This window comes from Anaerobacillus sp. ABR4_321, from assembly GCF_056158505.1.
Genome location: NZ_JBSWTK010000001.1, coordinates 1,642,372 through 1,669,315, shown reverse-complemented (window position 1 = coordinate 1,669,315; position 26,944 = coordinate 1,642,372). Strand labels below are relative to the sequence as shown.

Annotated in this window: 28 protein-coding genes and 1 pseudogene; 10 read left to right on the top strand and 19 right to left on the bottom strand. The window is 40.9% G+C overall.

Annotated features, from left to right (window positions below; all coding sequences use genetic code 11):
• The first annotated feature begins 3 nt into the window (after positions 1-3).
• From ACXADT_RS08595 to ACXADT_RS08585, 3 genes are all read left to right on the top strand, one after another.
• The gene (locus tag ACXADT_RS08595; RefSeq protein WP_270179682.1) at positions 4-948 is read left to right on the top strand and encodes a 1,4-dihydroxy-2-naphthoate polyprenyltransferase; all 945 of its coding nucleotides are present in this window, start codon (positions 4-6) and stop codon (positions 946-948) included.
• Positions 949-1,026: 78 nt separating this feature from the next.
• Complete coding sequence (locus ACXADT_RS08590) at positions 1,027-1,407, top strand: hotdog fold thioesterase (RefSeq protein ID WP_474810798.1); 381 nt, start codon at positions 1,027-1,029, stop codon at positions 1,405-1,407.
• 242 nt (positions 1,408-1,649) lie between these two features.
• Positions 1,650-2,333 (top strand): thermonuclease family protein, encoded by a 684-nt coding sequence (locus tag ACXADT_RS08585; RefSeq protein ID WP_474834270.1) that lies wholly within the window; start codon positions 1,650-1,652, stop codon positions 2,331-2,333.
• Between the two features lie 48 nt (positions 2,334-2,381).
• Here the strand turns inward: ACXADT_RS08585 and ACXADT_RS08580 are convergent, their stop codons facing one another.
• The 5 genes from ACXADT_RS08580 to ACXADT_RS08560 all read right to left on the bottom strand — a co-directional run bounded on the left by ACXADT_RS08580 (position 2,382) and on the right by ACXADT_RS08560 (position 10,078).
• On the bottom strand, positions 2,382-4,406 hold the full coding sequence (locus ACXADT_RS08580; RefSeq protein WP_474834268.1) for an ABC transporter ATP-binding protein: 2,025 nt from the start codon (positions 4,404-4,406) through the stop codon (positions 2,382-2,384).
• Positions 4,407-6,158, bottom strand: coding sequence for an ABC transporter ATP-binding protein (locus ACXADT_RS08575; RefSeq protein ID WP_474834266.1), 1,752 nt, complete (start codon positions 6,156-6,158; stop codon positions 4,407-4,409). It lies immediately after the preceding gene.
• A gap of 296 nt (positions 6,159-6,454) precedes the next feature.
• A complete protein-coding gene (locus tag ACXADT_RS08570) occupies positions 6,455-7,504 on the bottom strand; it encodes a M20/M25/M40 family metallo-hydrolase (protein WP_474834264.1) in 1,050 nt (349 codons plus the stop codon).
• A gap of 105 nt (positions 7,505-7,609) precedes the next feature.
• Positions 7,610-8,569 carry an aminoimidazole riboside kinase gene (locus ACXADT_RS08565; protein WP_270179688.1) on the bottom strand — a complete coding sequence of 320 codons (960 nt, stop codon included), beginning with the start codon at positions 8,567-8,569 and terminating at the stop codon, positions 7,610-7,612.
• A 138-nt stretch (positions 8,570-8,707) separates the two neighbouring features.
• Entirely contained in the window at positions 8,708-10,078 is a 1,371-nt protein-coding gene (locus ACXADT_RS08560; RefSeq protein WP_474834262.1) for an aldehyde dehydrogenase, read from the bottom strand.
• A gap of 192 nt (positions 10,079-10,270) precedes the next feature.
• On the opposite strand from ACXADT_RS08560, the gene speD reads away from it, so the two are divergent.
• A complete protein-coding gene (speD, locus tag ACXADT_RS08555; RefSeq protein ID WP_270180610.1) occupies positions 10,271-10,657 on the top strand; it encodes an adenosylmethionine decarboxylase in 387 nt (128 codons plus the stop codon).
• 29 nt (positions 10,658-10,686) lie between these two features.
• On the opposite strand, the gene ACXADT_RS08550 is transcribed toward speD, so the two are convergent.
• The gene (locus ACXADT_RS08550) at positions 10,687-12,492 is read right to left on the bottom strand and encodes a terpene cyclase/mutase family protein (protein WP_474834260.1); all 1,806 of its coding nucleotides are present in this window, start codon (positions 12,490-12,492) and stop codon (positions 10,687-10,689) included.
• A gap of 146 nt (positions 12,493-12,638) precedes the next feature.
• On the opposite strand from ACXADT_RS08550, the gene ACXADT_RS08545 reads away from it, so the two are divergent.
• Entirely contained in the window at positions 12,639-14,150 is a 1,512-nt protein-coding gene (locus ACXADT_RS08545) for a hypothetical protein (RefSeq protein WP_474834258.1), read from the top strand.
• Positions 14,151-14,184: 34 nt separating this feature from the next.
• On the opposite strand, the gene proC is transcribed toward ACXADT_RS08545, so the two are convergent.
• The 5 genes from proC to ACXADT_RS08520 form a co-directional block, all read right to left on the bottom strand.
• Positions 14,185-14,979 carry a pyrroline-5-carboxylate reductase gene (proC, locus tag ACXADT_RS08540; protein WP_474834256.1) on the bottom strand — a complete coding sequence of 265 codons (795 nt, stop codon included), beginning with the start codon at positions 14,977-14,979 and terminating at the stop codon, positions 14,185-14,187.
• Positions 14,980-15,315: 336 nt separating this feature from the next.
• Entirely contained in the window at positions 15,316-16,959 is a 1,644-nt protein-coding gene (locus tag ACXADT_RS08535; protein WP_270179693.1) for a b(o/a)3-type cytochrome-c oxidase subunit 1, read from the bottom strand.
• The gene (locus tag ACXADT_RS08530) at positions 16,956-17,429 is read right to left on the bottom strand and encodes a cytochrome c oxidase subunit II (protein WP_270179694.1); all 474 of its coding nucleotides are present in this window, start codon (positions 17,427-17,429) and stop codon (positions 16,956-16,958) included. The genes ACXADT_RS08535 and ACXADT_RS08530 overlap by 4 nt, the downstream gene beginning before the upstream one ends.
• A 15-nt stretch (positions 17,430-17,444) precedes the next feature.
• Complete coding sequence (locus ACXADT_RS08525) at positions 17,445-17,603, bottom strand: cytochrome c oxidase subunit 2A (protein ID WP_474834254.1); 159 nt, start codon at positions 17,601-17,603, stop codon at positions 17,445-17,447.
• A gap of 133 nt (positions 17,604-17,736) precedes the next feature.
• Positions 17,737-18,444, bottom strand: coding sequence for a Crp/Fnr family transcriptional regulator (locus ACXADT_RS08520; RefSeq protein ID WP_474835830.1), 708 nt, complete (start codon positions 18,442-18,444; stop codon positions 17,737-17,739).
• A 179-nt stretch (positions 18,445-18,623) separates the two neighbouring features.
• Between ACXADT_RS08520 and ACXADT_RS08515 the strand changes: the two genes are divergently transcribed.
• Together ACXADT_RS08515 and ACXADT_RS08510 are read left to right on the top strand one after the other, a co-directional pair.
• Positions 18,624-19,088 (top strand): hypothetical protein, encoded by a 465-nt coding sequence (locus ACXADT_RS08515; protein ID WP_474834250.1) that lies wholly within the window; start codon positions 18,624-18,626, stop codon positions 19,086-19,088.
• Between the two features lie 129 nt (positions 19,089-19,217).
• Positions 19,218-20,348 (top strand): CapA family protein, encoded by a 1,131-nt coding sequence (locus ACXADT_RS08510; protein WP_474834248.1) that lies wholly within the window; start codon positions 19,218-19,220, stop codon positions 20,346-20,348.
• Positions 20,349-20,390: 42 nt separating this feature from the next.
• Here ACXADT_RS08510 and ACXADT_RS08505 read toward each other — a convergent pair whose 3' ends face one another.
• The 3 genes and pseudogenes from ACXADT_RS08505 to ACXADT_RS08495 all read right to left on the bottom strand — a co-directional run bounded on the left by ACXADT_RS08505 (position 20,391) and on the right by ACXADT_RS08495 (position 21,715).
• Positions 20,391-20,789 carry a peptidoglycan-binding domain-containing protein gene (locus tag ACXADT_RS08505; protein WP_474814736.1) on the bottom strand — a complete coding sequence of 133 codons (399 nt, stop codon included), beginning with the start codon at positions 20,787-20,789 and terminating at the stop codon, positions 20,391-20,393.
• 93 nt (positions 20,790-20,882) lie between these two features.
• Positions 20,883-21,407: pseudogene (locus tag ACXADT_RS08500) on the bottom strand (peptidoglycan recognition protein family protein); the annotation flags it as partial.
• Between the two features lie 128 nt (positions 21,408-21,535).
• Positions 21,536-21,715 (bottom strand): hypothetical protein, encoded by a 180-nt coding sequence (locus ACXADT_RS08495; protein ID WP_270179699.1) that lies wholly within the window; start codon positions 21,713-21,715, stop codon positions 21,536-21,538.
• An 82-nt stretch (positions 21,716-21,797) separates the two neighbouring features.
• On the opposite strand from ACXADT_RS08495, the gene ACXADT_RS08490 reads away from it, so the two are divergent.
• Positions 21,798-22,280, top strand: a complete 483-nt coding sequence (locus ACXADT_RS08490) for a divergent PAP2 family protein (RefSeq protein WP_474834247.1) — start codon at positions 21,798-21,800, stop codon at positions 22,278-22,280.
• Between the two features lie 365 nt (positions 22,281-22,645).
• Here ACXADT_RS08490 and ACXADT_RS08485 read toward each other — a convergent pair whose 3' ends face one another.
• A complete protein-coding gene (locus ACXADT_RS08485; protein ID WP_270179701.1) occupies positions 22,646-22,879 on the bottom strand; it encodes a hypothetical protein in 234 nt (77 codons plus the stop codon).
• Positions 22,880-22,931: 52 nt separating this feature from the next.
• A complete protein-coding gene (locus ACXADT_RS08480) occupies positions 22,932-23,276 on the bottom strand; it encodes a DUF3905 domain-containing protein (RefSeq protein WP_474834245.1) in 345 nt (114 codons plus the stop codon).
• Positions 23,277-23,401: 125 nt separating this feature from the next.
• Here ACXADT_RS08480 and ACXADT_RS08475 point away from each other — a divergent pair, with 125 nt between their 5' ends.
• Complete coding sequence (locus tag ACXADT_RS08475; protein ID WP_270179703.1) at positions 23,402-24,523, top strand: DEAD/DEAH box helicase; 1,122 nt, start codon at positions 23,402-23,404, stop codon at positions 24,521-24,523.
• A 47-nt stretch (positions 24,524-24,570) separates the two neighbouring features.
• Here ACXADT_RS08475 and ACXADT_RS08470 read toward each other — a convergent pair whose 3' ends face one another.
• On the bottom strand, positions 24,571-25,356 hold the full coding sequence (locus ACXADT_RS08470; protein WP_474810779.1) for a TIGR00266 family protein: 786 nt from the start codon (positions 25,354-25,356) through the stop codon (positions 24,571-24,573).
• Positions 25,357-25,486: 130 nt separating this feature from the next.
• A complete protein-coding gene (locus ACXADT_RS08465; protein WP_474810778.1) occupies positions 25,487-25,873 on the bottom strand; it encodes a response regulator in 387 nt (128 codons plus the stop codon).
• Positions 25,874-26,153: 280 nt separating this feature from the next.
• Between ACXADT_RS08465 and ACXADT_RS08460 the strand changes: the two genes are divergently transcribed.
• The gene (locus ACXADT_RS08460) at positions 26,154-26,282 is read left to right on the top strand and encodes a hypothetical protein (RefSeq protein WP_474810777.1); all 129 of its coding nucleotides are present in this window, start codon (positions 26,154-26,156) and stop codon (positions 26,280-26,282) included.
• Positions 26,283-26,352: 70 nt separating this feature from the next.
• Here ACXADT_RS08460 and ACXADT_RS08455 read toward each other — a convergent pair whose 3' ends face one another.
• The gene (locus ACXADT_RS08455) at positions 26,353-26,826 is read right to left on the bottom strand and encodes a GNAT family N-acetyltransferase (RefSeq protein ID WP_270179705.1); all 474 of its coding nucleotides are present in this window, start codon (positions 26,824-26,826) and stop codon (positions 26,353-26,355) included.
• Positions 26,827-26,944: the final 118 nt, after the last annotated feature.

Genomic DNA, 26,944 nt, shown 5'->3' with positions numbered 1-26,944 from the left:
ATTATGGAAGAGCGTTTAACAAACAGCACAAATAAGCTGGGTAAAGACTCGCCTTCGAAACCAACTTGGCAGGTGTGGTGGCGTTTGCTTCGTCCACACACATTAACAGCTGCCTTCGTTCCAGTTATTATCGGCACAATGCTAGCCGTTCAAGATAACCCGTTTCATTTTGGATTATTCATGGCAATGATGGTTGCTTCTATTTTGATTCAGTCCGCAACGAATATGTTTAATGAATACTACGATTTCAAACGCGGTCTCGATCATGCTGGAAGTGTTGGTATCGGTGGAGCAATCGTTCGAGATGGCGTTCGCGCTGAAACAGTACTAAAACTTGCTTTTATCTTTTTTGGAATTGCAATCGTTCTAGGGGTCTATATTTGTATACTAACAACATGGTGGATCGCAGTCATCGGAGTTGTATGTATGGCTGCAGGTTATTATTATACAGGTGGTCCATACCCGATCGCCTATACACCGTTCGGTGAGATAGCAGCCGGACTGTTTATGGGACTTATCTTAGTACTTCTTTCTTTTTATGTTCAAGCTGAAGTCATTACACTCGATAGCGTATTACTATCACTGCCTATCTCCGTGCTTGTTGGTGGAATCTTAATGGCTAACAACATCCGGGATCGGATAGGAGATAAAGAAAAAGGGAGAAAAACATTAGCGATATTATTAGGCCATGAGAAAGCTGTCCTATCATTGGAATGGATGTTTATCTTTTCTTTCCTTTGGATTGTGGTCATGATCATCACGATCGACGCTTCACTATGGTTATTATTAGTGTTACTCAGCCTTCCGAAGGCGTTTAAAGCGATTAAGCTTTTTGATGGCAAAACGGAAGCGATCCAGATGATGCCTGCAATGAAGGCCACTGCACAAATGCATACCCAATTCGGCCTACTTATGGCAATCGGATTGTTTCTAGCAACGATCATTTAGGCAAAAGCCCCGAAGGGCTTTTGTCTTTTTTATTGCAATAGTATTGTATACTGATAAGTAGTAAAAGGAGGAGATGACATGGAATTTAAAAACACGTTATTAGAAGCGCTCGGAATAGAAGCTGTTACGTTGACCCGTGAAAAAGTCGTTCTTCAAATGCCTGTTGGACCCAATACTCATCAGCCGCTTGGTTTTCTTCATGGCGGCGCTTCGGTTGCACTTGCTGAATCTGCAGCAAGCATCGGAGGATCCTTACATCTAAACGGAGAAAACGAAGCCGCTTTTGGTATGGAAATCAATGCAAATCACTTAAAAAGCAAGAAAGATGGTATTGTCACTGCGATTGCAGAACCAGTACATATCGGAAGAAGAACGATGGTTTGGGAAATCAAGATTGTGGATGAGCAGGATGATCTAATTTGTATCTCCCGCTGTACGTTAGCTGTTAAAAGGTATTAAACCAACAAAAAAATCCCGCTGAGTCTAACGGGATTTTTGTTCAGTGTTTCTTTTACTAATCGTACGATAATCTTCATGATAACTATCCGAAATAGCATAATGACATCCGTCACACACGATTCTTCTTCTTTCCCAAGGAAAGAGTAATTCTTTCTCACAGTAAAGGCACACGTGACCCATCCGCATCACCCCCATTTAGTTTATGCAGGTATTTTTAAATCAAGAACCAAAGGGAGTTTTACGTGAAAAATATTACATTCCTGTTGATATTACTCTTTTTTATGAGTGCTTGTGCAACTGAAACAGGACAAAACCCGAAGACAATCTCCGCAGAAGTAACGAAAGTCGTTGATGGTGACACGATTAAAGTATCACTTGATGGCAAGGCTGAAACTGTTCGACTCTTACTTGTAGACACGCCCGAAACGAAACATCCTTCAAAACCCGTTCAACCCTTCGGACCAGAAGCTTCTTCTTTCGCAGAAGAAACGCTCGAAGGTGAAGAAATCGACTTAGAAATAGGAATCTCAGAAAGAGATAAGTACGGACGCTTACTCGCTTATGTATGGATCGATGAAAAGATGTTTAATGAAATGCTACTAGAAAAAGGACTGGCTAGAGTCGCCTATATTTATCAGCCTAATGTGAAGTACTTGGAAGATTTCCAATCCCTTCAAAGAACTGCCCAAAAAGAAGGAGTCGGGATTTGGAGCATTGAAGACTATGTGCTTGAGGACGGCTTTCAAGGAGAAGCTCCTTCGGGGCAACCTAATGAAGAGTGTAAAATCAAAGGAAACATTAATTCTAAAGGTGAGAAGATTTACCATGTTGAAGATGGCGCTTATTACGATATAACAAAAGCAGAAGAAATGTTTTGCTCGGAGGAAGATGCAAAAGCAGCCGGGTTTCGCCCATCTTCTAGGTAGATTCTATGTATAGAAAGCCGGGTCCCGTAAGTAGGGACCCGGCTTCGTTTATACTGCCCGCTCAATCGTTTTTCCTTGTTGGAGCTGATACATTTGGTAATACCTACCTTGTTTTTGCATTAGCTCTTCATGACTTCCTCTTTCAGCAATCTCCCCTTGGTGGAGAACAAGGATCTGATCGGCTTCTCGAATCGTCGAAAGTCTATGAGCGATAATGAATGTGGTACGCCCTTTCTTCAGCGTATCCAATGCATTTTGTATCACGATTTCTGTTTCAGTATCTACGTTAGATGTCGCTTCATCCAGGATGAGAACGGCTGGATCAAATGCTAGTGCACGAGCAAATGAAATCAATTGACGTTGTCCTGAAGAAAGCGTACTACCTTTTTCAATGACAGGCTCATCGTAGCCTTTCGGTAGAGTTTTCAATAATTCCTCTGCTCCAACATCGTTCAATGCTTTTTCTACCTTCTCTCTTGAGATCGAAGGATCATCTAAGCTCACATTTGATGCGATTGTGCCAGTGAATAGAAAAGGATCTTGCAATACAATCGCCATATGCTGTCTTAAATGTTGCTTTGGTATCGATTGAATGTCTTTACCATCGATTGTGATCGTGCCTTTTTGATTGTCATAGAACCGGAATAGAAGGTTCATGATCGAACTCTTTCCTGAACCAGTATGGCCCACCAGCGCAACGGTTTCACCTTTTTTGGCAGTGAAGGATAGGTCCTTAAGAACATACTCCTCTTCTTTGTATGCAAACGATACATTGTTAAAAGCAACATTTCCTTCATATGGTTTAAGCTCTCCGTCTGCAACATCTTCCCCTTTTTCATCGAGGAGTTCAAATACACGATCTGCCGCAACGAGCGCTTGTTCAAGGTTCGCCAATTGGTTCACCATGTTTGTAACAGGCTGGAATAGTCTATTCAAGTAATCGACAAATGCATAGAGCACGCCTAGGCTAACGACTGAAGCAGCGGTCAATGATGCACCTCCAAAATACCAGATGAGGGCAACGAACGTAATATTTCTCAAGATGTTTACCAGATTGTAAGACATGAGTGAATTTAAGTTCAAAAGCTTGTTCTGATAAGTAAAGTGACTTTCATTAAGCGTTTCAAATTCTTTTTCAGTTTGCGAGCTTCGTTTAAATGCTCGAATGATCGATATGCCTTGAATCGATTCGTTTATCATCCCATTGATATCACTGATTCGAGTACGAATGACCTTGTTATATTTAGAAGCAAAACGGCGATAGACGATCACCCAAATAACTAAAATCGGTACAATTGCTAAGGTGATGAACGCCAGTTTCACATCTAAAAAGAATAAAGCAACAAAGATACCTGTCATATAAATGATACTAGTGAAAAACGTAGCGAGTACAGTGACATAAAGCTCACGGATCGCTTCAGTATCATTCGTGATTCTCGATACAACTTTCCCAGCCGGGAGGTTATCAAAATAGTTAATATGAAGCCTTTGAATTTGAGCATAGACATCTGTACGCATATTCTGAATGATTCTGTTAGCAGATGTCTGTAACAACAGCCCTTGCCCATATTCAAAGAACGATGCGAATATCAGCAATCCGAAGTAAAGAACAATCAACCAAATAAGCGGCTCAAACTCCGGCTTGTAAAAGCTGAGAAGTTCATTATTCGTAAGCTTCTCTGCTTCCAAGGTAACCGTATAACTGTCCTTTGAAATCATGATGGCCCCGTCTTCAACAGTCCTCTCTCCATCGAATGGAATAGGCTCATCAACAAAATAATAATCTCTTCCTACTTGAAGAATTCTAACTTCTTTTCCTTTTTCTTCACCGCTTGAGAAATGATCACTTCGCTTATACCATTCCCCTTTATACTTAACCGCTTCTTCTCCTTGGTCAGTTTCAAACCATGGGTTCTCAATCCCAAGGATGTGTTTGTCGATCATCCGTTTTGCAATCAGCGGTCCAGATAGCTCAGCGGCTACAGCAACAGTAAGCAGTAGAAGCGCGATGAGGATCGTCTTCTTAAAGCGGAGTGCATACTGAACTAAGCGTTTCCCAACGTGTCGATTCACTTACAGCACCTCCTTCAAATTATCTTCAAGCTGCTGTCTGTCAAACTGTTCTTTATACCAACCGTTGTGTTGGATCAACTCGTGATGAGTGCCAAGTTCAGACACTTTTCCATTATCAAGTACGATGATCTTATCTGCATGCTGAACACCTGATAACCGATGTGTTGCGATGAGCGTCGTTTTCCCCGCTCGTTCGTTTCGAATATTGGAGATGATCTGTGCTTCTGTTTTACCATCCACCGCTGACATCGCATCATCTAAGATCAATATTTCAGGGTCAATCATTAATGCTCTTGCAATGGAAACACGCTGCTTTTGTCCTCCTGACAAAGCGACCCCTTTTTCGCCAACAAGCGTATCGAGTCCTGAAGGAAAGGTCGTAATGTCCTTTTGAATGTCAGCTAATCTTAGGACACGGTTCACATCATGCTCCGTACCATCGCTTCTTCCAAAAAGTATGTTTTCTCTTACCGTTCTAGAAAAAAGGATTTGTTCTTGTGGAACATAGCCGATCCACCCTTGAAGTGCTTCTTGCGAAAGGTCTTGAATGGGGATTCCTGAAATCTTTACTTCTCCCTCGCCAGGAGGGTACTCTCTTAACAATTGCTTCAGAAGTGTCGTCTTCCCGCTTCCGGTACGGCCTACAATCCCAAGTGTTTCACCCTTTGATAGAGTAAACGATACATTTTCAAGGTTCTTTACTTCAGAAGAAGGATAAGTGAACGTCACATGCTCAAATGTGATCTCACCTGGACTTTTAAGAGTCTTAGGTGATTTGTGTTCTTTTACGTCCTCTTCATAGGTTAAGATCTTATTCACACGATCTAACGATGCATTTCCTCTTTGCATGACATTGATGAGCTCGCCTACTGCAATCATCGGCCATATGAGCATTCCTAAATAAACGTTAAACGAGACAAGCTCACCAAGCGTTAACTCATTATGAAAGACAAGGTATGCCCCATACCCAAGACCGATCAAATAACTGATTCCAACGAGTACTTTGATCGTAGGTTCAAATAATACATCGATTTTTGCTACATCGATATTTTTCTTAAATACGTCTTCTGTTAAACGGCGAAACTTATTTTGATCCGCACGTTCTTGAACATAAGCCCTTGTAACGCGAACACCTGCGATCGATTCTAATACCTGGTCGTTCATCTCTCCAAACGAATCCTGTGCAGCGGTGAATCGTCTGTGTATGATTTTTCCATACTTGTTCATAGCAAGCGCCATGAGAGGTAGAGGGATGATAGCTGCTAACGTTAATTTCCAGCTGATGAGTATGCTCATCGTCGCAAGAACGATTATCATAAATGCGGTTGAGTCTACCAGTGTTAAGATACCGAAGCCTGCCGTCATCGAGACTGCTTTGAGGTCGTTCGTAGCTCGCGCCATAAGATCACCAGTTCTATTTCTCTCATAAAATGTCGAAGTCATTTTCAATAAGTGCTTCATGTACCTTGAACGTAACATTCTCTCAACTAAAAACGCCCCACCAAATAACTGATACATCCAAATGTACGTAATAAAATACACTGCGATCAACAATGCTCCATAGGTGAGCAGGTAATTTTGTAACCGATCCCAAGTTAACGTTCCGATATTAATTTCATCGATCGCCATACCGATTAATTTCGGTGGGATCATTTCAAGTATCCCCGCGAACACAAGTAAAAATATTGCGATTGTATATCGCTTCCAATGCTGTTTAAAAAACCAGCTTAACTTCCCTAAAATTGCGAACATTCCATTCCCCCCCAATCCTTTCAGCAATACCACCCAAGTGAATGACGATAAAATTGCCCAACAAAAAAAGGCATAACCGCACGCGGTTATGCCTGATATACGTTAGACATTAAATAGGGCGCACGTCTAAGACGCTTCTCACCCCTTGTAGCAATTAAATCATTACACCTGGGCAATGTGCGTCTCTTTCACATGAAATTAATAAGGCCATTCTTTTAACATGCTCCATCACACACACTCCCTTTCGAATTTTTTCACTCTGTTAGCTTAGCACTATTTTCACAAAATTGTCAATATTATTTCGTTAAAGGATTGACACTTTCTTCTCCCGTTAACGTTGCAATCATTTCAACAAGTAGAGCGATTTCTTCTTCCATGTCTTTCAAGCTCACAGTTTCCACAGGAGCATGCATGTACCGAAGAGGAAGAGACAACAGGGAAACCGGAACGCCTTCTCCAGTTAAACGCAGCTTATCCGCATCTGTACCCGTCATTCTAGGAGTTAGCTCATATTGTACTTTCATATCTAATTTCTTTGCAGCGTCAAGTAACATCTGATTAATCTTAATATTAATCGGCGCACCTTTCGCGATAACTGGTCCTCCACCAATCTTTACATCTGTGTGTTTACTTGAATCGATACCAGGATAATCAGATGCGAACGTTACATCGCATGCGATCGCCATCGTTGGTTTGATTCCTGCTCCAGCGAAATAAGCCCCACCCATATTGGTTTCTTCGTTAACGGTACTTACTGCATAAACACCGACCTTCGGATTTCGCTTCGCTACTTCCTTCAATACTTCAGCAACGATGAAAGAACCTGTTCGGTTATCGAGTCCTCTACCACTGATTCGATCGTTTAGAAGGAACTCAACATCCCTTTTATATACAGCTAAATCACCAATTTCAATATATTTCTCTACTTCTTCTTTAGAAGTTGCTCCACAATCGATATACAGATCATCGAACGTAAATTCGCCTTTAGCGCCACCATGATGTTCTGCGTTAACCCCAAACACACCGTTCAATTTTCCATGCGTTCCAAAGATCGTAACCTTCATCCCGATCGCTGGCTTATGACTGATACCACCTAGCTTTTCAACGCGAATAAAGCCCTTATCATCAATCTTTTTAACCATAAAGCCTATTTCATCGGAATGGCCGGCAAGCAACACCTTAAACTCTGCCTCAGGATTTAAAATGCCGATAACATTTCCTGCATGATCTGTACGCATTTCATCAGCAAACTCACTTACATAATTCATCCATTTATGCTGGATCTCCATTTCCGCTCCAGAAGGAGACGGCGTTGCAAGTAGTTCTAGTAAAAAGTCTTTGTTCATTTCATTAGCACCTCCGTTAAGTCATCCACTACGATTGTACCGTACCATTCTCTCACAAGCTAGCTCACTCAACCCGTAAAAAAACCACCTCGCAAAGCGAGATGGTTAAACTCCAGTCTTTAAAAGCTCTTGAACCTCAGATAGCGTAGGCAGAGCTGTCATAGCCCCTTTGGTTGATGCTGCAAGGGCACCTGATACACTTGCGAACTGCGTCATCTTCCTAAGTTCTTCTTTCGGTAAGCTTGAAAGATCACCTTCATACTCATTAAAGCAGTATAAGATTCCAGATACGAATGCATCTCCTGCGCCTGTTGTATCTACTGCCTCTACCTTCATCGCCGGAACCTGCAGGGAATAATCAGGTGTGAAAACAAGACTTCCTTCTCCACCCCTCGTAATGAATACCACTGGAATCTGATAGTGTGAGAGCTTTTTGATCCCAGCCTCAATATCATCTTCTCCGGTTATGAACGTCAGCTCTTCATCAGATAACTTTAAGATATCCGCTTCAGAAAGCATCGACACGATAATTTCTTTCGCACGTTCTTCACTTTCCCAAAGACCAAGACGAAGGTTTGGATCATACGAAATGAGGAGACCTTTTTCTTTTGCGATCTCAACTGCTTTCCTTGTTGCACTTCTCGACGGTTCACTGATCATCGAAATCGAACCGAAGTGAAGAACCCGATGCTGATCAAACACCTCAGCTACAATTTCCTCTGCATGTAGAAAGCGATCTGCACTTGGGTTTATGTAGAAGTCAAAACTTCGCTCACCATCCTCAGCATTCGTAACGAATACAACACCCGTTCGCTCAGCTTCAGTCAAAATCATCGTTGAGACATCTACACCATAATCGCGTAATGTGTCTCTAAGAAAACGTCCTAGTACGTCATCGCCGACTTTGCCTAGAAACGTAGATTTTGCTCCAAGACGTGACAACCCTACAGAGACATTTGCAGGCGCACCACCTGGACTTTTTTGATACGTTGTATTTTCCATATCTAGAGGGATAAAATCGATCAGCGCTTCCCCAAGACTAATAATTCCTTTATTAAGACTCATTTGTATCCTCCTATCAAAAGTAACCCTACCTTTAAAAGATGGGAGTAGCTTTCTCGTTATCATATCACGATAGTTTAAGATACTAAAGAGAAAAAGCGTTATCCATTTCTATAGAAATTGTAAAGGAGTAAAGGCTTCTTACCCCATTATTTTCTTTATTATTTTCAACCCGTTTTTAGCAGATGGGTAGCGGAAAGAGAAATCAAATTTGGTCGTTTGTTTTACGATACTCTTCGTATTAGAAAATGCATCGAAACTCGCCTTTCCATGGTAACTACCTGTTCCGCTCGTTCCAACTCCTCCAAACGGGAGATATGGTGAAACAATGTGCATAAGGGTATCGTTCATACACCCTCCACCGAAAGAAAGGTTGTCTGTAATGTAATCCTGTTTCTCATCACTTTCAGAGAAGAAATAAAGAGCTAGTGGCTTCGGTCGTTTACGCACTTCCGTGACGACGTCCTGAAGGTCGTCAAATTCAAGGATCGGTAGCAACGGCCCAAAGATCTCATCTTGCATGATGGGATCTTCCCATGAGATATTGTCGAGTAGCGTTGGAGCGATAACCCTCTCTTCTGCTTTATGTTGACCACCGATTATCACATCGCCATCGCTAAGAAAACTCTTTAGTCTTTCAAAATGCTTATCACTTACAATATGCGCATATTTCTCATCTGATATTGGATCATCACCATAGAATTCGTATAGTACGTCCTGCATCTTCTTAAGTAAATCACTCTTAACGTCGCGATGAACGTAGAGATAGTCAGGCGCTATGCATGTTTGACCTGCATTCGTAAATTTCCCCCACATGATTCTCTTGGCAGCGAGGGTCAGATTTGCATCCTTCTCTACAATAGCAGGGCTTTTACCACCTAACTCAAGGGTAACGGGAATAAGCTGTTTCGCTGCTGCTTCCATGACAATTTTTCCAACAGGGACGCTGCCAGTGAAAAAGATATGGTCGAACGGCTGCTTTAGCAGTTCCGTACTTACTTGAACCCCACCTTCGACGATCGAAATATACTTATCCTCAAAGTTCTCTCGAATCAACTTGGCAAGAACTTGTGATACTGTTGGGGTAAGTTCAGAAGGTTTCAAAACTGCACAATTACCTGCAGCGATCGCTCCAACAAGTGGAGCAAGTTGAAGCTGAAACGGATAGTTCCAAGGTGCGACTATGAGCGTAACGCCGAAAGGTTCTGAATGAATATGGCTCTTTGATCCAATGTGCGTCATGGGTGTTTTAACACTTTCTGGCTTCATCCATTCCTTCAAATGCTTGATCGTGAACTTGATTTCCTCAAGAAGAAATCCGATTTCCGTCGTATAAGCTTCCCACTCTGATTTATGTAAATCCGTTTTCAATGCGTGTAGTACCTCTTCCTCATACTCCTTGATCGCATCCCTTAATTTTTCAAGCTGCTGCTTTCTAAAGCTAAACTCCTTTGTCTCGCCGGTATGAAAATAATCTTTATGGTTTCCAACCAAAGTAGGTATCGATGTCATAGCGGTTACTCCTTTAACTCTCTTTTTGTTCTTAAGTTTAAACACTTAAACATAAGGTGTCAAATGATAACCTTCAAGTGAAGAAAGCTATGCAAAATCAGTTTAACATTTCTTTTCAGAGGGGAGAAACGTTGTATAAATAGATTTCTTATTATAGAAACTATAATGAGTAAATCAAGGGAGGCAAGAATCATCGAAACACTTGGCCATCATATCATAGCTGAAATGTGGAATTGTAATAAAGAGAAATTGAACGATTTGGTTTTTATAGAAGAAACATTCGCTAAAGCTGCACTCGATTCTGGAGCGGAAATCCGTGAAGTCGTTTTTCACCCTTTTGAACCACAGGGAATTAGCGGTGCTGTCATTATTGCTGAATCTCACCTCACGATTCATAGCTTCCCTGAGCATGGGTATGCCTCGATCGACGTTTATACTTGTGGTGATAAGATCGATCCTTCAGAAGCGACGGATATGATCGCAAAAGAGCTTGAGGCGAGCACTGTGCATTCCGTCAAAATCCCTCGAGGAACGGGAGAAATTAGAGTTAGGGAACTTGAGAAAAAAGGATTAGAATAACAAACAAAGTGCGGTTTACGCACTTTGTTTTATTTTTCAAGTAGTTTGTAGTATTTCGAGAGTGTAAGGAGCGGCCAAATCAACTCATAGCTATGGTATTGAATATAGAAGCTACCCGCTAACCCCGCACCGGTAGGATACGTTCGTTCTTTTTCTGTGTGATTCCTGAGAAGATAATCGATTCCCCTCTTAACTTCGATGGTATCTCCTTCGAAACCCATCAACGCCTCAACAGCCCAAGCAGTTTGAGAAGGTGTGCTATGAGCGAGTGCAACGTATGATTTTTTCACATTGCTAGAACAAGACTCTCCCCACCCTCCATCATCACGCTGTATCCTCTTAAGAAACTCTAAGCCTTTTCTTACTGTGGGATGATCTTCTCTTACTTCAGCAGCTTTTAATCCTGTGAGTGATGCCCACGTACCGTAAATATAGTAAATCCCCCATCTGCCATACCATGAGCCATCAACTTTCTGATTTTCCACAAGCCAATCGATCGCCCTTTTTATGACTGGGTGAGTTCGTTCCAACCCTGCACTATTGCATAGGAATTCGACTGTTCTACCCGTTAGATCCGCTGTCGAGTTATCAGGGAAAGAGGAGTCAGCTCCATCGATAGGGATCTCTTTTAATAAAAGTGCTTTTCGGTCAGGTTCAAACGCAGGCCACCCTCCATCGTTATTCTGCATGCTGATCAACCAGTTCGTTCCCTTTTGCCAAGCAGAGTGTATACCTTCATCAAAAGGTATATATCTCTTGATTGCCCTTAAAGCTGCAGAAGTATCATCGATGTCTGGATGAAAGGTATTCCCTTCAGAAAACCCCCATCCACCTGGCTCGATGTTTGGTCTCGTTATTGCCCAATCACCTTTTCGGTCTTGCTGATGATGTAGAAGGTAGTTAGCCGAATTTATTCTCATTGGAGACTCATATGAAACACCTGCTTCATCAAGAACATACGACATTAAAGCCGTGTCCCACATCGTCGAAGGGGAATTCTGAAGATGTGACTCAGACTTCCACACCATCTTCTTTAATCCATTCATTGCATTCATAATGGTTGGTGAGTGGCGATCATAACCAAGTGCAAGCATCGCATAGATCATGAAAAACGTAGCTGTAGCGTAATTGAACAACGTTCCATCAGATTCTATACGCTGCAGCATGTATTGTTCCACTCTTTTTCTTGCAAGAAATAGTAAGTTAGCAGGTAAATTGAGTACGGACTCTCTAACCTCGTGCCGTTCTCTACTTACAAGCTCTGTAAGATTTGGTGTCCACTTCGTTTGAAGGGTATACTTTTTATCTTGCATAATAATGATTGGAGCAAAATGAATGCGAGCATACGAACTTAAATCATAAAACGAGATTGGAAATGATTCCGGTATGAGCATGAAGAGCATTGGGAAGTGGTATAAGTTTGGCCATGGAATATGACCATGTATAGCCAGAAACACTTTCGTTATTGAGTCTGTCTTACTTAGTCCACCTTTCATTATGATGTAGTACCGCGCGCTTTCTAACCTTTCGCTCGATACCTTACCAGAAAATAACAAGCTGTGATAAGCCTGTACAGTCGCAGAGAGATTTCCCGCTTCTTCATCATGGTAGAGTTTCCAGCACCCCGAAGGATCTTGCTGTTCTAAAAGACGCTCTACTAGTGCTTGCAGTAATTCTTCTTCCTGTAACTCCAGGGTTTTGATTAAAACAATCATGGCTGCATCCGTTAGGAGACTATTCTCAAAGCAATAGCGAAACGCGCCATCCTCCCCTTGAGAAGAGTGTGCCAACCGAATAAACTCTTCTATTCGTTTCTCTACTCGACGTTTCCTCATAAGATTGCTCCTCCTGTGAACCATAGAGTTAACGCATCTTATTCAAAATTTATTCGAGCGTTCATTTATCATGTATTGTAAATTTTTTGAAACTTGTGTAAAATTCATACGTATGAACAAGGAGAGGGAATGAGGGGGAGGAAAAAATGAAAAAATTAGCATTACCTATCGGTGCCGGTCTTATCATCTTATTGTTTGTTTTTCTTCACCAGCTGAACACCATTCAACAGCAACCTGACGACGGCTGGAGTAGAACGATGGAATTGGGACTATCGATTGAAGATAATGAGGTATTTGTTACAAACGAAGAAAAATCCACAGATATTTATGTTCCTGGAGATCCGGTAAGGAAAATCAATGTTGATGAACAGCTCGAGGCGTCATCCTCGAATTTAAATTTCAGCATTCCTGAAGGCTATTCTTTTTATATTGATGAGGATCAAGCCATCTATAAAGAAGGGGATCAGCTCATCTATTCAAAGGGAGGAACTGAAAATTCGATCTTGAACGCTGTCGAAGGCATAAACGCCTCACCCAATGGTGCCATAGCATGGTCAAAGCACACGCTTTACCTTATTACCCCTAACGGACAAATAAAAAATGAAGTGGGATTTGATCAGGAAGAGCAAGTTCGAAATGCAGTGATAACAGAAGATGATAATGTTATCCTACATGCTTTAACGGGCACTACAAACAGAATCTACTATGTTAAACCAGATAAATCACCTGAACTCATAATGGAAACCAAACTTGTTGCAGGCGACCACTACAGTAATTTTCAAGCTGTAGAGAAAGAAGAAACGACTGCCTTCACGTATACCGTTTTTGCTACAAGAAACGGATCTAAAATTATCAATACATATTACGCCGAAAGTTCAGGGGAAGGAGAAACCGACTCAAAACTTCTCAAAATCTATAATTCTGAAACAGGGAATACATTTTCTAAGCCAAGTTATTTTACACTCGGCATTAAAGACGGTGAACCAACGGTCTTCTTCAGCGCAAACGATAACATCTCTCCAAAAAAATCTGTTGTAAGTATTTATGAAGCAAAGATGGATGAAGAAGGAGAGTGGGTAGCTTCTCGCAGGAGTACGAGCGATGAGCTTTCGATCAGACCGATCAGTCTAACAGGAGATGCGATCGTTTGGTTAGACAGAGAAAAATCCGGTTACGAATTGCATGGTGCTTCTACATCAGAAACAGTCATTGAGGATAGCACAAAAACCAGTGGCCAAGATATCAAACTAGCTATTTTCGACACATTCTCAGCAATCGTGGGTATGTTTGCGATGCTTGCGTTCTCTTTTGGATTTCTTATCCTGCCAGCATTCGCTCTTATGTACCTATATTTTTCAAACACTGCTGCACTCGAACAGGATAAGCCTTGGGTTGAATGGACGATCGTACTGCTTTTCGTAGGGTCACAAATTGCCTTTTTACCATCCATCCTTGATGGACCATTTCAATATCTTGCACCGAGTTACTTAATATTCCCAGGTGCTGGCTATGTATGGCCACTCGTAATTTTTGGAATATCCTATATGATCAGTAGACTTGGTCAAGACCACGAATGGACGATTTTACAAAAAACATCTTACCAACTTGGAATTAACCTCGGAATCGTCGTCCTTTTGTTAGGACCATATATCCTTTAACAATAAAACTTGCTCGGACTAGTCCGAGCAAGTTTTATTTTGCTTGTTCTTTTGCTTTTCGATTAACCGCTAGAACAGCTTCATTAAGTAACTCATCAAAATGAGCTTCTTTAAGAACATCCAAACCTGCTGCAGTCGCTCCTCCTGGCGTTGTTACTTGATCGCGGAGAGCACTTGCCTCCCTACCGTCTTTTAACATCGCTACGGATCCGTACATCATTTGTACCACAAGTTTCGTTGCTTGCTCTGACGTTAATCCATATGTTTTCGCTGTTTGTTGGAGAGCTTCTGCGAATTGATAAACAAATGCAGGTGCACTGCCTGTGACAGCGGTCAACTGATGGATTTGTTCTTCAGACAGTTCTTCAGATTCCCCGATTGCGTCCAAAATGAGTTGCAGGGATGCTCGGTCATCCTCAGTAACACGTTTTCCACAAGCAAAGATGGACATAGACTCCTTCACATCAGCTGCAGTATTTGGCATGATCCATGCCACAGGACTTTGAGGTAATGCTTCTTCAAGTTGAGTTGGTCCAATACCTGCAGCTACAGTAATAATGAGCTGACTCGTCACAAAGCCCGATAGCTCTTTCAATACAGCAGGGTGACTTGCAGGAGGTACTGCGAGAATAACAACGTCGTGATTTGAAACAACATCCTGCCATTTTGCAGTTTCAACATGATATGTATCTTTTAGATGAGCTAGTCTTCCGTTATCTGATCGATTAGAGATCGTGACGGTGCCAATGTGATCTGATTGTTTAAGTCCAGAAAAAATGGCTTCTGCCATACGACCAGCGCCAATAAATAGAATGTTAGGTTTCTTCATATAGTCCTCCTTCCACATTTTCTTCTATACTATATCAAAACTATGATCAAAGATAAAAACGCTGGTATAAACCAGCGTCAGTTTGTAGAGAAAACGATGTCGTTATTCTGTTCTCCCAATGCCGTAGCCGATGACGATCGCATGCTCCGCATACGAACGTCTCTCCTACTTGAAGGAAATAAATCCATTCCGTCCCAATGGTTTAACAGATGAATTTGGAAGGAGATTCTGACCATCCATATATTACTTAACCTTAATTGGAGCGGAAATAATGGACTACTCTGCAATACCAAAACTGTTTCAACACTCTAATGCTGTTATAACCAGCGCTTTTAGTTACCAAAACTTAAATCCTGGGGAACTTGGCGGTGCGTGTTCGATCATGTGCACCACCGGAACCGTGTATGCAACGAGAATGAGAATCGTAGCTACTGTCAGCCAAAGCCTCCAATTTTCAAGGATAACTGGTGTTCTTTCAGCTCGATCGGCAACTGTTCCGATTGGGAAGTCTTCTTTTCCTTTTGGAGCAAAAAATGCAAGATCAGTCAGAATAAACATCAATAATAAAATAGCAATAAATAATATCGAGCCCCCAAGTGCCATCGTCACTTCATATGGAATCCATCCTAGAGCATCCGGGTGATCTTGATAGGTTGTGTAAGCTGTTCTTCTAGGAGCACCGAGTAACCCAACAGTATGCATAGCACCTGACATGAAGAACATTCCAACTGCCCAAAGAATCGTTTGTAAGTTTGCAAGACTGTGCATTCTTCCTGTTAGTACTCTGCCTGTAAGGTGCGGAATCAACCAATACGCAATTCCAAAGAACGTCAATGCAACACTAGAAGCAACTGTAAGATGGAAGTGTCCAGTTACCCATAACGTGTTATGAACGATTTGGTTCATCTGGTTACTTGCATTGATGATTCCTCCTGCGCCTGCAGGAACGAAAATCAGCATACCGACCATAGGAGCAAAGAATCGTGCATCTCTCCATGGAAGCTTCTTAAACCACCCGAACAACCCAGATGCTCCCTTTTTACGTCCAGAGATTTCAAACGTAGCGAACAATGAGAATGCTGTCATCAAAGAAGGAACGATAACCATAAAAGTTAAGACTACCTGTAAGAATTTCCAGAACGGAGAAATTCCTGACTCTAGTAACTGATGGTGAAAGCCTACTGGAATTGAGAACAGTAGAAATAAAACGAATGATAAACGTGCTAGAGCGTCACTAAATATTTTCCCTCCGATGATTTCAGGAATAATGACATACCAACACACGTACGCAGGAAGTAACCAAAAATAAACGAGAGGATGACCAAAATACCAAAACAGCGTACGACTAAGTAAGATGTTGATGCCATCTACCCATCCAAATGACCAAGGAATAAATTGAAAGAGTACTGATGCAGCGACACCTATTGTAGCGACAAACCATAAAACCATCGTCATGACAGCCATAAAAGCAAACAGTGGAGAGAGTTTTTTCTTTGATACCTTTTTACAAATATAATAGTGACTACACATTGCCCCGCCAGCTAACCAAGTGCCAATAATAAAGAACGTTAATCCAATATAAAACAAGGGAGAAGCCTTCAATGGGGCATAAAATGTGTAAAGCACAGTACCTTCATTTAATAAAATCATAACGGTCGTTAAGACTGTTCCGATCGTCATGACGACAAATCCCAGCCATGCCATTCTAAACGGTTGATCGTAAAACTTTCCTAACGTTCTGCTTAGACCAGCGTAAAAGAATCCAATAATAAAATAGGTTGTAAAAACAAGTGCGAGTAAGATTCCATGAGCTGTGAGTAATTGATAATAGCCTATCCCTGCAGGAAGCTGAACCGTTCCACTTCTTACAAGAGTTTGAAGCAGTCCAGCAATACCTCCTAGTAGTACCGCTGCAAATGCAACATAAATGTGTGCCATACTAAGCTTTGCATCTGCACGATCAACAACTTGACTTATCATTCGATCACCTCCAGAGGCACACCCATCGCCTGGTGTCCGACTCCGCAATATTCATTGCATAAAATTAAAAATTGACCCACATCGTCAAACGTATGAGTAATTTTATTTACGTGACCAGGAGTGACCATCATATTCACGTTTGTCTTTGGAATTTGAAATCCATGCACAACGTCTTTACTCGTTACCGTAAAATGAACAGTCGCTCCTTTCGGAATTTTCAAGTCTTGAACAGACTGAAATGTGAACGCTTGAGCAATCATTACCAATTCGTATTCGTTTTCTCCAATCTTTTTTAAGCCTGGTTCGTCGAATGGAGCCGTAATATCGACTTCTTGAGGATCTAAAATTTCATCATCACTCGGCGGTGTGTGACCCATTGCAAATGCATTGATACCGATAATCAGTAAAAATACGACTAATGTTCCACTTCCGACAATTAACCAGATTTTCTCAAACTTATGAATGTGCATATGCTTCCCTCCTGATTAAAACCTCGCTACATATAAGCAGTAAACAGCTCCCCATGATAGAACGATAAAACCACCTACCATAAAGACAGAAATAATTGTTCCTTTAAGCTCTTCTTCACTTTTCTCAACCTTTACTGAACGGTGAGCTTCACTTTTACTATCAACAAGTTTCAATTCTCTCCCCCCTAACTCAATGTCTACTCTTAGTTTAGGAGATGGAAGGAGTAGCATCTGTGACATATATCACAAACATGGTGAATTTCACACAAAAAAAAGAGGGTATAAGAGATCATGATCTCTTACACCCTTACAATCTACATATGCTGCTAGGACATCCTTCACAGTGACAAATAGCCTTTAACCGGTCAATATCTCTTATCGTAATGACGCCACCTTCATAGTCGATGATCTCTTCTCTTTTTAACTGGTTTAACATTCGATTGACTGTTTCTCTCGTCGAGCCGATTAAGTCTCCTAGTTCTGAATTTGTTAAGCGATTTGTGAACCGCACTTTGTTGCCTTCCGATACGCCATACGTATTCGACATACGGATCAGCGTAGAGGCAAGAGCGCCATTTTTACCAAAGAACAAGAGGTCTCGAAGTTTTGTTTGTAAAAAACGCTGCATGTAACCAAGCCACTTCATGAAATCGATCGCTAAATCACCATTTTGCCAGAGGAGCGTTTCAAGATCCTTTTGTTGAATAACACCAAGAGTACAATCGCTTATTGCCTCTGCAGTATAACTATTCGTTATGTGAACATCATCTTTTAAATCACCGAACAAATCTCCAGATTGGAAATAATACAGTACAAGGTCTTTTCCTTCATCTGAGCTTTTTGTTAATTTCACCGCACCTTGTTTAAGAAAGTAAATATGTTGGCACTCTTCACCTTCCCAATAAATCTTCTCACCACGAGGCACATGCCTCTCATACATAACACCTTTTAGTTTTGTGAAATTTTCAGAAGCAAAGGACTGAGTATTATAGCCAGCCGTGTTTTTTGAAATCATTGGGCACTCCATTATCCGAACTCCTTTCGTTCCAATTCATCTTAAGTTTAGTATACCAGCAACCTTGAATTTAAGGTGTGACAATAATCACACCTTTCAATCAGGGTGTGACGAAATACACATCTTGAAAGGGATAAAGCGATTAAACTAAATGAAAATAAACCATAGGAGGTTAAAAAATGGTCACTGGCTTATTACTAATCGATGACAAAAATAGTGAACTCCTAAACACTGCTCATTATAAAGAGAAGTTAGATGAGTTCCTCATGATCACAAGACCTTTCACAGAGGAAATCATGATCGTCTCTAATCACCCTAAAATCATCTTACCTTACACACCACGAGACATACGTATCGTGACGGAGTACTATAAGCATTCAAGCATTTTGGGACAGCTGCATGCTGGCCTTTCACTATCAAGTTATCAGGCCAATATTGTGGTTGATTACGAAACATCATTTCATGAACTAGAGCTTCAACCCCCGATTGAAGAATTCTCAAAAACAAATCCTGACCTGATCCTTTTTGAGAAATCAAAGATAAACGGAATCTACAACAAATCGATCGTACCAGTACTGTCTGAATACCTTGAACACCCAAGCAAGGCGACAAGGAAATTCGATGACCTCAATTTTGTATTGTAACGAATAAAAGACACGACAATAGTCACAATTCGACTAGTCGCGTCTTTTTTTTTGAAAAGAATTAGGACTATTTGTAGAGATACCATATAATAAGTGTATCGTTTTAAATCTATAACAAAGGTGAACTCAATGAAAACTAAATTTATCGTTATTTGTGCGCTAGTTGTTTTTCTCGCTACTAGTGTGACGTTTCTTTTACTTTCTACTGGAGGGGAATCACTTTCAGAACCAAAAAACCTGTCATCGTACCGTGACGATCTTGCTGTAGCGGAAAACAATACCGTATCTCTTTCTTCAATAAGTCTTTCAGCAGTTGGAGATATTCTGATTCACGACAGGGTCTATGAAAATGCTGAAACGAACAACGGATATGACTTTATGCCGATGCTTGAAGCTGTGAAATCTGAGATGGAGAAGGCAGATATTACGTTTGCTAATCAGGAAACAGTCATCGGTGGAACTTCGATTGGTTTATCTTCTTATCCAAGTTTCAATAGCCCACAAGAAGTAGGGGACGCCCTAAAAGAAAGCGGTGTCGATATCGTCTCTATGGCAAATAACCATACGCTTGACCGTGGTGAAAAAGCATTACAAAATGCCTTTAAGCACTGGAATGAGATCGGAATGCTTTATACAGGAAGTTACCTTTCACCAGAAGATCAATCGAAGATCAGAACGATAAAAAAAGATGATATCACAGTAGCTTTTCTTGCTTATACATATGGTACAAACGGCATTCGCCCCCCTGCAGACAAGCCATATCTGGTCAATTACATCGACAAACAAAAGATTGCGAAAGATATTCAAGAAGCTGAATCCATTTCAGACGCTGTGGTTGTCAGCATGCATTTTGGAAATGAATACGAAAGGCTCCCGAATAACTTTCAGCTAGAATTGTCTTCATTTATAGCAGAATCAGGTGCCGACATTATCCTAGGTCATCACCCTCACGTTCTTCAACCGGTTGAATGGATCAATACGACAGATGATCGCAAGGTTTTTGTAGCCTACTCTCTAGGCAACTTCTTATCTGGCCAAAAAAATAACTATAAAGATATAGGTGGTATCCTTACCTTGGATATCGAAAAGAAGAAATTTAGAGGTGAGACGAGCGTTCGTGTGACCTCTCCATCCTTCTTCCCAACTTTTGTAGAGAAAGGTTACATTGTAAAACCGCTAAATGAATCTAAACCTGAGTTACTTGATGAAATAAATCAACACATGAGTCAATGGGTTCCTGAATTAAAGGTTCCGAAATAAAAATAACGCCGCCCCTTCAAATGAGGGGCGGCGTTTTAGCGATTAGAACATTACGTTCCATGTTTTTGGTCCTACGATACCATCTACAAGTAATCCTTTTCTAGATTGATAACTCCTTACTGCGTCTCTCGTAATGGGGCCGAAAATGCCATCTGGCTTAACATTGACTGCTCGCTGGATTGCCTCAACATCTTTTCCACGATCCCCTATCATGACATAGTGACCTGGATAAGGTCTTACAGGAGCTTGAGATGAAGGTCTCTTTGGAGCTTTCTTTAGAGCAGCTAGCGTGATCGGACCTACAATTCCATCTTCACTAAGACCATACAATCGCTGAAACTTCTTAACAGCCAATTCCGTTTCTCTCCCAAAAATCCCGTCTGCACCATATTCCTGCAGATTCATACCCGCATTGATCAGATAGTTTTGAATTCGTTTCACTTCGTCCCCGCGATCTCCATAGCTGATAAGTAAAACGTTTTTAGGAGGCGGTGTTGGAATGACGTCTATAACATCAGAACCATCGAGCAAATGATAGGAAGCTGTCACGTCACGAATGAATTCTGCCCATGTTACGCCGTAACGATTCAAAGCGTTCTGTGGATCTGTTCTTCGTGTAGGATCTAATGTGGAGTGTGCAACAACATCAGACTCTGGGTCTAACTTAAATTTGTCACATAGATAGGCGATGTACCAAACGTACCGACTATACGCTTCTCGAAACGTAATGCTTCCTCCCCAACAAAGTTCCACTCCGATCGCATGATCATTCGCATCACCATTAAATAAAACATTATCCGTGTTTACAACATAGCGCACATGCCATGCTTTTTCATCTAATGGAATAATTTCTAAGATAACATCATCATCAATAAACGTATGTGCTGAAGCTGAAACAACGTTTTTTGCAAAATATGCGCGATTCGCATATGCAGTGGAACCAGCATTGCCTGTATCGTGCGCAACAATGAATGATATTCCGTTATTTTTTTCTTGTGGCCTAGATTTCCCCTTACTTATATAATCCCTAGTAATGGCATACTTAAGGTTTTCTGCCATTTTCCTCACTCCTTTTAATGTGCCACACTTCTTCCTAAATATTGTATGTGGAACTACTGAGAGGAGGACTAGTTATCGTTCCCATTTACATAAAAAGGGCCAGGGCCTAAAGGACCCCGGCAGTATTTCTAATTCATCAGCTTATTGTAATCTGTAGCATCATTCATAAACGATTCTAGATCGGCGTTCATTCCAGGCTTGTTCGTCAGTCTAGTAAGTACGTTTGAATACTCTGGTTCGTTTTCTTCGTTTTGAAGAGCTCTCAATGCTTTCTGAATCAACATCGCATCTTTTTGGTTAATATTCACTGTCGATCCCTCCGTTTAAAATTTATTATTTCACAACAGACTCAACATATTACATCCTTTTGTAAGGGAGACTATGATTGAGGTGAATACGTTGAATAAAGGAATCATTACAGCATTATCTGCCATTGCATTAGCGCAAAGCCTGAAAATACTCACTCACAAGAAACAGGCCAATAAATGGGATTGGCGTCCTCTTTTTCAAACAGGTGGAATGCCGAGTTCCCATTCAGCAGGTGTTTCTGCACTAGCAACTTATACTGCATTACAAACTGGAAAAGAATCGATCGAAACTGCGCTAGCTTGTGTTTTCGGGGTCATCGTTATGTACGACGCACAGGGGATCAGAAGGCATACTGGTGAAATAGCTCAATTAGTAAATGACCTTGATGAAGATATCGAATTATTATCAGGCCATTATCCTGACCTTCTGCATGTAAGGAGAGAAGAAGAGCTTAACGAACTTCTCGGACATCAACCTGCAGAGGTCGCTGGCGGAGCATGTCTTGGTATTGCACTCGGCGTTCTGGGACACTCAATAGGAAAAAATAAACAGCCCAAACATTGACATCTTCCCTCAAGAGTGTATAATAAGAAATTGGGATCTCGAAATTCCCGTATTAACAACTAGCTCCTTTAACATTAGGAGAACTAAAATTCATAACTGGAAAGGTATGAACAGCATGTTTCAAATTGGCTTACATCAAGTGAATGGCCATACTACAATTGCTGTTGATCCTGCTCACTCACACTGGCGCGGCTTCGGAGCCGTAAGGATGAAAGAGAGGTAGGGCTTTCGTTGTTTGAGAGATCAACAGATCTCGATGGTATGTTTACCGCGGCAATGAAGGAGTTACTGTTAATAAATTAACGATCGTTAAATTAACCCATAAGAAGGAGCGCATCGAATCGATGCGCTCCTTGTCCATTTTACTAAGTTTTTCTTTCAATGATTCCAGCAATCACGCCACCTGTATACATAATTGATGAAATGATACCACTAACCCCAAAAGCTCCAAAAGCAAATATCCACCGAAGAGGATGCGGCTCTTGAATCGAAGCATAATCTGGCAAGTAATTTCCGAGAGTGATTCCGATGAACAATGCGACGATAAGACCTGCAATTAAGATATAAACGGCCATTTTCCTAAGTAAATATCCATTCATGAGCTCGACCTCCTTGCCATCTTCATTCCCTCATGCTTATCCCTCAAACATCCTAGTCTTTCATATAGCTTGCATCATGAGTGTCATGAGGTAAAAACCCGTTCTCAGCACGTTTTTGATGTAACATTTCATGATTTTCTTCTGTATTCCACCCGATATCATTCGTTGGGTGAATCCATTCATCTCCAGACATAATGGAGGGATCGACCTCATCACTCCAATTATTAAGAGGGGAATCAGATGAGTCATACAGACTATCGCCAATAACGACGCCATAGCGGTTTACAAAAGGAGCTTTCATTTCTATACCAGTACCCTTAAAGGACGGGGCATCAACTTGATGTGGTTGCGTTTCATCAAAAACAGGGGACTGCATGTCGGTTTTATCTTTTTTCATCTCAGAAGCCCTCCTTACTATTCATGACGTTAGTATCGGGTAAATAAAGCGTACATATGCGAAGGATACTGAGATGGACAATATATGTTAAAATAAGTTCACTTGATAATAAAAGGAGTATCCATATGACTATGTTCGAACAACACCCATTTCTCTTGAATAACTGGAAAGAAGCTGGGTTTGACCAACTATCACCTGTTCAAGAACAAGCAATGCCTCGTATTCTGAATGGTGAGGATCTACTTGTTGAAGCACCAACCGGAACAGGAAAAACGTTAGCCTACCTTCTACCTGTTATTCAGGAATTACAAAGTGATATCACACACACTCAAGCAATTATACTTGCACCAACCCGTGAACTTGCGATGCAAGTATTCGGTGTAGCTCAAAAGTTTCTAGAAGGTAGTGGTATGAGCGCTGCCTCAATGATTGGAGGAGCTGCAATAAAGCGCCAAGTTGAAAAGTTGAAGAAGCATCCAAAACTAATTGTAGGTACACCTAACCGCGTAGCGGAATTAATCGACATGAAGAAACTCAAAATGCATGAAGTGAAGACCATCGTATGCGACGAAGCCGACCAAGTGCTTCACCCATCCACAATGGATGACGTTTCGTTTATCTGTCAGTCCGCGAAGCGTGATTGCCAATTGCTTTTCTTCTCAGCAACCCTATCTGAAAAAGTAACGCAGCAAGCCAAGAAGCTATCTGAAAATGCATCTCATCTCACCATCAAAGCATCAAAAGAAGAGAAAGAAGCTGTAGCACATAGCTACTATGTTACAAATCGACGTGAGAAGCCTGAATTACTACGAAAACTTTCTAAGAAAGATGGTGTTAAGGCGCTTGCGTTTGTTAACAATAGTAAATTCCTATTGCGCCTTAAAGAGATCCTTGCTACGAAGAAAATTTCCTTTGATGTTTTGGACAGCTCTACAAACAAAACGGAACGAAAAAACGTGTTGAATAAATTCCGTAAAGGAGAGATTCAACTGTTAATTACAACAGACCTTGGTGCTCGTGGTCTTGATATCGAGAACATCACACACGTGTTTCATTATGATTTACCAGAGGATTCAAGAACGTACGTACACCGTTCAGGTCGTACTGGAAGAATGGGTAACGAAGGTCATGTTGTTACTCTCCTGCTTCCTGGTGAAGAAAAATATCTTGAGAAGATCACAAATAAGCTAGGTCTTGAAGTAACTAGAAAGAATGAGTCTCAGAAAAAGAAAGTTAAACGTAAATAAAACAAAGCTGGCAATAGGGTGACCCTATTGCCAGCTTTTCTTTTATCTCAATCACCATTGAACATATCGAACAAGCCTTTTGCCATGCTTCCTTCTCCTTTTGCTCCACCTGCTTGTGGCATAGCAGCGAAAACACGGCTTGCTAATCGGCTGAATGGAAGGGATTGCACCCAAACTGTTCCTGGACCTTTCAACGTTGCAAAGAACAATCCTTCTCCTCCAAACAGAGCTGTTTTCACACCTTTAACAAACTCAATATTGTAATCAACTTCTTCTGTCATCGCAACAAGACAACCGGTATCCAGACGCAATACTTCACCTGCTTTAAGCTCTTTTTTATGAATGGTGCCTCCCGCATGAACAAAAGCCATTCCATTCCCTTCAAGTTTCTGCATGATAAAGCCTTCTCCACCAAAGAAACCGGCTCCGATTTTCTTTTGGAATTCTATACCTACTGACACTCCTTTAGCAGCAGCTAAAAAAGCGTCTTTTTGACAGATCACCTTTCCATTCAGTTCACTCAAGTCCATAGGAATGATTTTTCCTGGGTAAGGAGAAGCAAACGACGCATGTTTCTTCTCGGTTCCCTGATTTGTGAAGGCTGTCATGAAGAGACTTTCTCCAGTCAATACTCGCTTCCCTGCACTGAACAACTTACCCATCATTCCACGTTGCCCACTTCCATCACCAAAAATCGTTTCCATCTCGATTTCATCTTCCATCATCATCAAACTACCCGCTTCTGCAATAACCGTTTCACCGGGGTCAAGCTCTACCTCTACAAACTGCATATCATCACCGTATAACGTAAAATCAATTTCATGATCGTTCATGCTCATTCTCCCCCTTCTTATCATTAACAACTAATACGGCACATCAAGGTAAAGGTTTCGAAAATATACCTAGACAAATCTTCACAAGCAAAAAAAAGACCTGCTTTGAAATAGCAGGTCTTCTTACATATTATTTAGATGACGTCATTTTTTTAGGATTTTCTTGAAGGACCCTTTTAACTGTTCGACATACTTCCTCGATATCGAATGGTTTAGCAAAGTGTGTGATTGCACCTAGATTCATGAATTCTTCTACGAGCTGAAGCTCACCGTAAGCTGTCATAAAGATAACCCGAACGTCTTCGTCCAACTTCTTTAGAGACTTAAATACTTCTAACCCATCCATCCCAGGCATCTTCAAATCTAATAAAATCAGATCAGGATCTTCTTGCTTCACTAACTCAATCGCTGTAATGCCATTTGGTGCCTGCAGCGCTATGAAGCCTTCCTTCCTAAAAAGCTCACTTAACAAAATACGAATTCCATACTGGTCATCAACAATCAGAATTTTATTCATTCGTATGCCACCTCTGCTATTTAATCTCACGTCTTGTCCTTCGTTATCACTATTGTGCACTAAAATTAGAATCCTGGAAATAACTTCGTCGAAACTAGTCATAAGACTACATTTCTCGCACTTTTTCGCCCTTCAGACGTTCCTTATTAAGAATTCGTGTGATGATATAAAAGTATAACCGTCTTTTTTACCATTTTATTACTTTATCAGTCATTCTAGTTTTATTTACGATATCAGGGGGTATTGCCTACTAACATATGATAGGAGGTAATATGAGATCATGATTGGTCCTTCGAAACAGCACATTAAGGAAATTGAAAACAAAGCAAAACAAGATCAAGAAGAAGCAATTAAAGCTCGTAATGTTGTGTCAAAAGCTACTCGAGTAAATTCTATACATCCATCATAAAAAGCAGGTATCTACCTGCTTTTTTAGCTGTGAAAAACTATCTAGTTTCACCTCGTTAAGAACGCTAGCGTTAATCCTCTTTTATCATCGTAATGAACTCTGCATAGTCAGTAGTGAATGCGTCTTTCTTTTTGAACCCTAATTTCTCGTATAAATGAATAGCTCTATTGTTAAATGTTGCGACCGACAACCTAATCGGCATTCTGACATACTGTTCTTTTATATAGTTCATAATGATTGTACAAAACTCATATCCATTCCCTTGTCCAGTATAATTAGGATCCATTCCAAAACCGATATCTATAAAATTATCAGGATATACACCATAGGTATGCCCAACCGGAATTTGAGCTGTTTCACCTGAACATAAGAAACCTACTACTTTGTTATTTTCATCAACTAGTAATCGATAGGAACCATCTAGTCGTTCGTTTATTTCTTCTTCATTTACTTCGTTATTATAAAAATCATAAGGCGGTTCGTATACCCAACTTAGTGTTCGTTTAGCTCCTTCAATGTCCATCTTCTTGATCGTTAAATTCATCGTATCCATCCAATCTATGTATAATTCGCCTTTCTTCCTGAAAAACTTCTTCATTCTTATACGTTACCATAACGATTGAGTTAGACATCTTAATCAAATAGAAAAAATAAAAATCACA